The organism is Rhodococcus sp. T2V (genome assembly GCF_029269925.1).
Classification (GTDB): Bacteria; Actinomycetota; Actinomycetes; order Mycobacteriales; family Mycobacteriaceae; genus Rhodococcus_F; species Rhodococcus_F koreensis.
Genome location: NZ_JARJBD010000514.1, coordinates 1 through 449, shown reverse-complemented (window position 1 = coordinate 449; position 449 = coordinate 1). Strand labels below are relative to the sequence as shown.

General features: G+C 66.8%; 1 protein-coding gene. It reads left to right on the top strand.

The annotated features are described in order from the left end of the window. Window positions 1-449: AMP-binding protein (locus P3H15_RS55185; RefSeq protein WP_276144957.1), on the top strand; the 449-nt coding region annotated here is incomplete at both ends.

Below are 449 nucleotides of genomic sequence, written 5' to 3'. Positions count from 1 at the left end.
CGTCTCCGACAAGGTGGCGGGCGCGACCGGCCGGTTGACCGACTACGCCGAGGGCGGCGGCGGAAGCCTGCTGTCCGCGGTCACCGGCAAGGGCAACGGCAACGGCAACGGTGAGGGGAAGGGCGATGGCACGTCACTGTTCTCCGGGCTGACCGACAAGGTGAAGGACACGGCGTCGGATGTGAAGGACGCGGTCACCGGCGGCGGTGGTGGCGGTAAGGGCAGCATCGCGTTCATGCTGGAGGATTGTGGTGCGCCGATCGGTATCACGACCGCGGCGTTGCGGGACAACCTGCCGGATTCGACGCAATGGCTCGTTCTCGACGACGACGCCGTGATCGATGCTCTGGCGTCGTACTCCCCGGAACCCCTGCAGGATTCGGATCGGGTCGCCGCGTTGTCGGTGGATCATCCGGCGTATGTGATTTACACGTCGGGGTCGACGGGGC